6 protein-coding genes are annotated in these 7,368 nt (G+C 73.8%); 3 read left to right on the top strand and 3 right to left on the bottom strand.

The window, feature by feature from the left end; translation table 11 throughout:
* Positions 1-168 precede the first annotated feature (168 nt).
* The 3 genes from IO30_RS0126860 to IO30_RS0126850 form a co-directional block, all read right to left on the bottom strand.
* Positions 169-588: a DUF1801 domain-containing protein gene (locus IO30_RS0126860; protein ID WP_051859950.1), complete on the bottom strand. Its 420-nt coding sequence runs from the start codon at positions 586-588 to the stop codon at positions 169-171.
* The gene (locus tag IO30_RS0126855; RefSeq protein WP_031146984.1) at positions 588-1,517 is read right to left on the bottom strand and encodes an EamA family transporter; all 930 of its coding nucleotides are present in this window, start codon (positions 1,515-1,517) and stop codon (positions 588-590) included. Before IO30_RS0126855 ends, IO30_RS0126860 begins: the two co-directional genes overlap by 1 nt.
* An 86-nt stretch (positions 1,518-1,603) precedes the next feature.
* Positions 1,604-4,405 (bottom strand): FAD-binding and (Fe-S)-binding domain-containing protein, encoded by a 2,802-nt coding sequence (locus IO30_RS0126850; protein WP_031146982.1) that lies wholly within the window; start codon positions 4,403-4,405, stop codon positions 1,604-1,606.
* Positions 4,406-4,490: 85 nt separating this feature from the next.
* On the opposite strand from IO30_RS0126850, the gene serC reads away from it, so the two are divergent.
* The 3 genes from serC to IO30_RS0126835 all read left to right on the top strand — a co-directional run bounded on the left by serC (position 4,491) and on the right by IO30_RS0126835 (position 7,364).
* Entirely contained in the window at positions 4,491-5,609 is a 1,119-nt protein-coding gene (gene serC / locus IO30_RS0126845; RefSeq protein WP_031146980.1) for a phosphoserine transaminase, read from the top strand.
* Between the two features lie 326 nt (positions 5,610-5,935).
* Positions 5,936-6,733, top strand: coding sequence for a hypothetical protein (locus tag IO30_RS0126840; RefSeq protein WP_031146978.1), 798 nt, complete (start codon positions 5,936-5,938; stop codon positions 6,731-6,733).
* A complete protein-coding gene (locus IO30_RS0126835) occupies positions 6,726-7,364 on the top strand; it encodes a class F sortase (RefSeq protein ID WP_051859948.1) in 639 nt (212 codons plus the stop codon). Before IO30_RS0126840 ends, IO30_RS0126835 begins: the two co-directional genes overlap by 8 nt.
* Positions 7,365-7,368 lie beyond the last annotated feature (4 nt).

The following is a 7,368-nucleotide window of genomic DNA, read 5'->3' as shown; positions in this document are numbered from 1 at the left end:
TCCGTGTCGGGACGGGCGGTCAAGGGTGGCCGAAGGCCATCGCGAAGCGACGCGACCGCAGGGAGCGCCCTTGAGGGCCCGGCCCGACACGGAAGGACCGTGGGACTGACGGGAATCCCCCAAGACTTCTCTGATTCGGCCAAGGGATAACAGCCCCCCGAAGCCCCCTCAGCAAACCTTCCCCGGGCCCGCCTCCGCCGTGGCCCTCAGGAGGTCGCGCAGGAGGTCGAAGTCGACCTTGGCGGGGTTGCGGAAGCGGAGGCAGGCTTTGCCCATGTCGTGGGGGGCCAGGCGGTCCGCGAAGGCGTCGCGGACGTCCGTGCGCAGCAGGTAGAAGGAGATGTACTGCTTCTGGTTCGCCCAGGCGATCTCCCCCGCCTCGGCTCCCGGCCGGACGTACGCGGGCATGCCGTAGGCGATGTACTCCTCGTACCCCGTCAGCTCGGCCAGGCACAGCTCGCGCAGCCGGGTCAGGGCCGGGCGGCGGGCGTCCGGGGCCGCGGCGAGGTAGCTGTCGACGGTGACCGGGGCGGCGTTGGCGGCGGGGGTACCGGAAGCGGCGGGCGTGGCGCCGGAGACGGGGTCCATCAGGCGGGCTGCTTTCTCATCTGGGAACGGACGGCCCCCATGCTGGCCGCGATCACGAGGGCGATGGCCAGGGCGTCCAGGGCGGACAGGGCCTGGTGGAGGACGAGGAAGCCCGCGGTGGCGGCGATGGCCGGTTCGAGGCTCATCAGGATCGCGAAGGTCGGGGCGGGCATCCGGCGCAGGGCCAGGAGTTCCAGGGTGTAGGGCAGTACGGACGACAGCACGGCCACGCCGACCCCCAGGGCCAGGGTGCTCGGGACCAGGAGGTCGGAGCCCGCTTCGACGACGCCCAGCGGCAGCGAGAGCACCGCGGCCACCGCCATGGCCAGGGCCAGTCCGTCGGCCTGCGGGAAGCGGCGGCCGGTCCGCGCGCTGAAGACGATGTACGCGGCCCACATCGCGCCCGCTCCGAGCGCGAAGGCCGCGCCCGCCGGGTCGAGGGATCCGAAGCCGGACCCGCCGCCGTGCCCGGACAGCAGGACGACGCCGCCGAGGGCCAGTCCGGCCCACAGCAGGTTGACCAGGCGCCGCGAGACGATCACCGACAGGGCCAGCGGGCCGAGGACCTCCAGGGTGACGGCCGGACCGAGCGGGATCCGGTCCACGGCCTGGTAGAAGAGGCCGTTCATGCCGGCCATGGTGACGCCGAAGGCCAGGACCGTGCCCCAGTCGGCGCGGGAGTAGCCGCGCACCTTGGGCCGGCACAGGAGGAGCAGGACGAGTGCGGCGGCCGCGAGGCGCAGCGTGACCACACCCGCCGCTCCGGCCCGCGGCATGATCATGACCGCCAGGGCCGCGCCGAACTGGACCGAGATGCCCGCCGAGATCACCAGCGCGACCGGCCCGAGGCCGCTGCCGCCCGTACGGAGCGGAGCGGAAGCTTCCGCGGAAAGGGCGGCGGTCGACGGGGGCGAGGAAGGCGCGGGCATTTCTCCAGATTACGGGGTCCGTAAGGTCCGTACCTCGGTGTTTTGCCTTACATCTTCGTTGCGACCATGCGACATGCGACATGCGACTACGTGTCCAGCCCCTCCGCCAGCAGTTCCGCCAGGTGCCGGGCCCGCCGGCCGTCGCCGAGCTGGGCGATCTGGGTCCGGCAGGAGAAGCCGTCGGCCTGCACCAGGGCATCCGGCGGAGCCGCGCGCAGCGACGGCAGCAGTTGCTCCTCGGCGCAGGCGACCGAGACCTCGTGGTGGCCCGGCTCGAAGCCGAAGTTGCCCGCCAGGCCGCAGCAGCCGCCGCTGAGCTCGCCCACCAGCCCGGCCCGCTCGCGCAGCCGCCGGTCGGCCCCGTCGCCGAGGACCGCGTGCTGGTGGCAGTGGGTCTGGCCGACGACGGCCCGGTCCAGGCGCGGCGGACGCCAGGCCGGGGCGTACTCCTCCAGGGCCTCGGCGAAGGTCCGCACCGCGGCGGCGAGGCGGGCGGCGCGCGGGTCCTGCGGGAGCAGGGCCGGGAAGTCGGTGCGCAGGGCGGCGGCGCAGCTGGGTTCGAGGACCACGACGGGCCCGTGCACCTCGCCCAGGGCGTCCAGGGTGCGGCGGGCGACCGTGCGGGCGCGGTCGAGGCGGCCGGTGGAGACGTAGGTCAGGCCGCAGCACACCCGGGCGGCGGGGACCTCGACGTGCAGCCCGGCCGCCCGGAGCACCCGTACGGCCGCGCGCCCGGCCTCGGGGCTGAAGTGCTCGGTGAAGGTGTCGGGCCACAGGACGACGGAACCGGCGCCGGAGCCCACTGCGGCGCCCGCGGTCGCACCCGAGCCCGCACCTGCTCCTCCCGCACCCGAGCCCGCGCCCGAGCCCGCACCTGCTCCCCCCGCACCCGCCCCGTCCCCCGACCGCCACCACCGCGTGAACGGCCTGGGGGCCGGCTGGGGCAGGGGGCGGCTTCGGGTGAGGCCCGGTACGGGGATCCGGCGGGCCAGGGCGCCGGCCGGCCGGGCCGCGCGCAGTGCGGCGATCAGGCGGAGCCACCCGGGCAGGCCGCCCAGCAGGTAGTGGGACAGCGGGCGGATCCGGCCCGCCCAGTGCCGGTGCAGGAACTCCGCCTTGTACGCGGCCATGTCCACGCCCACCGGGCAGTCGCTGCGGCAGCCCTTGCAGCTCAGGCACAGGTCCAGCGCCTCGGCCACCTCGGCCGAACGCCAGCCGTCGGTGATCACCTCCCCGGCCAGCATCTCGTGCAGCAGCCGGGCCCGGCCACGGGTGGAGTGCCGTTCCTCGCCGGTGACCCGGTAGGAGGGGCACATCACGCCGGGTCCGCCCGGCTCGGTCGTACGGCACTTCGCGACGCCCACGCACCGCGCGACCTCCCCGGCGAAGGGGGTGGGCGGCAGCACGGCGAAGCGCAGGTCCTCGTCGAGCCGCCCCGGCCGCACCAGCATCCCGGGGTTCATCCCGCCCGCCGGGTCCCAGGTGTCCTTGTACGCGCCGAACAGGGCGACCACCCGTGCCCCGTACATCCGCGGCAGCAGTTCGGCGCGGGCCCGGCCGTCGCCGTGTTCCCCGGACAGGGAGCCGCCGTGGCCGATGACGAGGTCGGCGAGTTCCTCCGAGAAGGTGCGGAAGCGGGCCACCCCCGGCTTCGACACCAGGTCGAAGTCGATCCGTACGTGGACGCAGCCCTCGCCGAAGTGCCCGTACGGGGATCCGTGCAGCCCGTGCGCCGCGAGGAGGGCGCGGAAGTCCCGTAGGTACGCCCCCAGCCGGGCCGGCGGGACGGCGCAGTCCTCCCAGCCGGGCCAGGCCATGCCGCCGCCGGGCATCCGGGTCGCCGTGCCGGCCGCGTCGTCGCGGATCCGCCACAGGGCGCGCTGCCCGGCCGGGTCGGTGACCACGACCGCGTCGAGCGCGTCGGCGCCCCGGACCAGGGTCCGGGCGGCGCCCTCGTCGGGCATCTCCACGAACAGCCAGGCCCCGCCCCTGGGCAGCCCGGTGGCGCCGCGCACCAGGTCCTGCGCCATTCCCTCGACGGTGAGGGGGTGCAGGGGCAGCAGCCCGGCCGCGGCGTCCGCCGCCGCGCTCTCGTCGGCGTACCCGAGGACGGCGAGCACCGGGGCGGGCGGCGCCTCCACCAGGCGCACCACGGCCTCGGTCACCACCCCGAGGGTGCCCTCGCTCCCGCAGAAGGCCCGTGCCTGCTGCACGCCCCGTTCGGGGAGGAGCGCGTCGAGGCCGCCGTAGCCGGAGATGCGCCGGGAGAAGGCGGGCGGCATCCCGGTGCGCAGCAGCCCGAGGTTCGCTTCGACGAGGGTGCGCAGGCCGTCCGGGGCGCCGGCCCAGCCGGTGGAGATGCGGTGGGAGGAGCCGCCGTAGGCCGTCACGGCCAGCTCGGTCACGTTGTCGGCGGTGGTGCCCCAGGCCACGGAGTGGGCCCCGCACGCGTTGTTCCCGATCATGCCGCCGAGGGTGCAGCGGGCGTGCGTGGAGGGGTCGGGTCCGAAGGTGAGGCCGTAGGGGCGCACCGCGGCCCGCAGCCGGTCGAGGACCAGGCCCGGCTGGACGACGGCGGTGCGGGCGGTCGGGTCCACCGAGACGAGGGCGTTCATGTGCCGGGTCAGGTCGAGGACCACGCCGGTTCCGGTGGCCTGGCCGGCGATGGAGGTGCCGCCGCCGCGGGGGACGACGGGGACCCCGGCCGCGGCGCAGACCCGCAGGGCGGCGGCCACGTCCTCGGCGTCGCGCGGGGCGATCACGCCCACCGGGACGCGGCGGTAGTTCGAGGCGTCCATCGTCGTGAGGGCCCGGGCCGCGGCGCCGAAGTCGACTTCTCCGCGCAGCTCCGTCCGCAAGGTCCGTTCGAGTTCCCCGGGTGACGTCACGGGGCCAAGCCTCGCACCGCGGGCGTCCGTCTCATCGGGTGGACGCGCCTCCGGAACCGCGTCTCGGACCCGATACGCTCCGCTCGTGGCCGAGATCCAGATTCCCGCTGACATCAAGCCCGCCGACGGACGCTTCGGCGCGGGCCCCTCCAAGGTGCGGACCGAGGCGCTGGACGCCCTGGCCGCCACCGGTACCTCCCTGCTCGGAACCTCGCACCGCCAGGCCCCGGTCAAGAACCTGGTCGGCTCGGTGCGTCAGGGCATCCGGGACCTCTTCTCCCTTCCCGAGGGCTACGAGGTGATCCTGGGCAACGGCGGTTCCACCGCCTTCTGGGACATCGCGACGCACGGGCTGATCGAGCAGAAGTCCCAGCACCTGACCTTCGGTGAGTTCTCCTCCAAGTTCGCCAAGGCCGCCAAGCTGGCGCCGTGGCTGGACGCTCCGACCGTGATCTCCTCCGAGCCGGGTACGCACCCCGAGCCGGTGGCCGAGGCGGGCGTGGACGTGTACGCGTACACGCACAACGAGACCTCGACGGGTGTCGCGGCGCCGCTGAAGCGCGTCGCGGGCGCCGACGCCGGGTCACTCGTCCTGGTGGACGCGACCTCGGGGGCCGGCGGTCTGCCGGTGGACATCACCGAGACGGACGTCTACTACTTCGCACCGCAGAAGTCCTTCGCCTCGGACGGCGGCCTGTGGCTGGCCGCGTTCTCCCCGGCCGCCCTGGAGCGTGCGCAGCGCGTGCACGACTCCGGCCGGCACATTCCGGAGTTCTTCTCGCTGCCGACGGCGATCGACAACTCGCTGAAGAACCAGACGTACAACACCCCGGCGCTGTCGACGCTGTTCCTGCTGAACCAGCAGCTGGAATGGCTCAACGGGCAGGGCGGTCTGGAGTTCGCGACGGGCCGTACGTCGGCCAGCGCGCGCAACCTCTACGGCTGGGCCGAGGCGTCGAAGTACGCGAACCCGTTCGTGGTGGACGCCGACAAGCGTTCCGCCGTGATCGGCACGATCGACTTCTCGGACGACATCGACGCGGCCGCGGTCGCCAAGGTACTGCGCGCCAACGGCATCGTGGACACCGAGCCGTACCGCAAGCTCGGCCGCAACCAGCTGCGCGTCGCGATGTTCCCGGCGATCGACCCGGCGGACGTGCAGGCGCTGACCGCTTGCATCGACTACGTGATCGAGAAGCTCTAGCTCTAGCTCTGGCTCTGGCTCTGGCTCCGGCTCCGGCCCTAGCTCGGCTCCAGCCCTTGCCTGCGGAACCCCCGGTGACGTCCCGTCACCGGGGGTTCCGTCGTTCCTGCCTCAGCGGCAGGGACACCAGGACCAAGGTCCCAAAAATGCGGGCAAAGAGGCCGTAAACGGAGGCTCCCGAGGTGCCGTGCGGCCTGCGCTTTCGTGCCGGGGGACCTTCGGCACGGCCCTCCGGGGGCCCCGCAGGGCCCCGCAACCAAGCGCGCAGGATGTCCCTCATGTCTGGTGTGCCGGGAAAAATCCCGGCCCGTTCAGGAGGAAACCTCATGCGCAAGGCACTCACCGTCTCGGCGATCGTCCTCGCCTCGTCGATGGCCCTCGGCGGCGCCGCCACCACCGCTTTCGCCGCTGACGCCCCGACCCCCACGCCGACGAGCAGCCCCAGCTCCAGCCCCGCCCCGCACACCGCCCCGGCCGGCCTGAAGCTCTCCACCGCCACGGCGAAGCCGGGCGACTCCGTGCAGTTCCAGATGGAGGTCCCCGACGGCTCGACGAACCTGTCCGTCTCCTCCAAGGCCCTGAACGACGTGAAGATGACCGACGGCCGGGGCGGCACCGCCAAGGTCGCCGAGGTCCCCGACGGCAGCTACGGCATCTCCCTCACGGGCACCGGCCCCGACGGCGCCAAGCTCCAGGCGACCGCCCAGCTGAGCGTCAAGGCCGCCCCCCAGCCCGCCCCGCAGGCCCCGAGCCTGAACCTGTCCACCGACTTCGGGCACCCCGGCGACAAGGTCGTCGTCACGATCCGGACGACCGAGAAGAACGCCTACGTCCGCTCCGACGCCTTCGGCGGCCAGGTCAACCTCAAGAGCGACGGCAAGGGCACCTGGACCGGCACCGCGATCGTGGCCAAGGACGTCAAGACCGGCTACTACGGGGTCCAGGCCTTCGCGGGCGGCAAGCAGTTCGACACCGTCAAGTTCTCCACCGAGGCCACCGGCGGCAAGGACGTCAAGCCGCACACCGACCCCCGCGTGAAGCCCCTGAAGCCCAGCGAGCACAAGAAGCCCCAGGGCTCCGTGAACACCGGCCAGGCCCCCGCCGGCTCCCCCGCCGATGCCTGAGCCCCGCACGCCCCGCCAGGGCGGCCTCCTCCGCGCGCGCCGCGTGGCCGCCCTGGCGGGGGTCCCGGCCCTCGCCGTCGTCCTCGCCACCGGATGTTCGGCCGGCTCCGCGGCGGGCGCCGCGGACGCCTCGCACAGCCCGGTGGCCGCGGCGGCGGCCTCCTCGCTGGAACCGTCCGTCCCCGACCGCATCACGATCCCCTCCATCGGGGTGGACGCCCCCCTCGACGCCGTCGGCCTCGACGCCCAGGGCGTCATGCAGGAGCCGGACTTCGCCAAGCCCGACGACGCCGCCTGGTACAAGCAGGGACCCACCCCCGGGGAGCCGGGCGCGGCCGCCGTCGTCGGCCACATGGACACCCCGCAGGCCCCGAAGGCCGTCTTCTTCAACCTCAAGGACCTGAAGAAGGACCAGCAGGTCGAGATCCACCGCGAGGACGGCAGCACCGCCGTCTTCGCCGTCGACGACGTCCAGACCTACAAGAAGGACGCGTTCCCCACCGAGAAGGTCTACGGGGACACCCACGGCGCGGCCGCACTGCGCCTGATCACCTGCGGCGGCAACCTCACCGCGGACCGCCACTGGGACGCCAACGTCGTCGTGTTCGCCCACCTCACGGGCAAGGCGTAGCCCG

Source organism: Streptomyces xanthophaeus, assembly GCF_000725805.1.
Lineage (GTDB): Bacteria > Actinomycetota > Actinomycetes > Streptomycetales > Streptomycetaceae > Streptomyces > Streptomyces xanthophaeus.
This window is presented reverse-complemented; position numbering and strand designations above follow the sequence as displayed.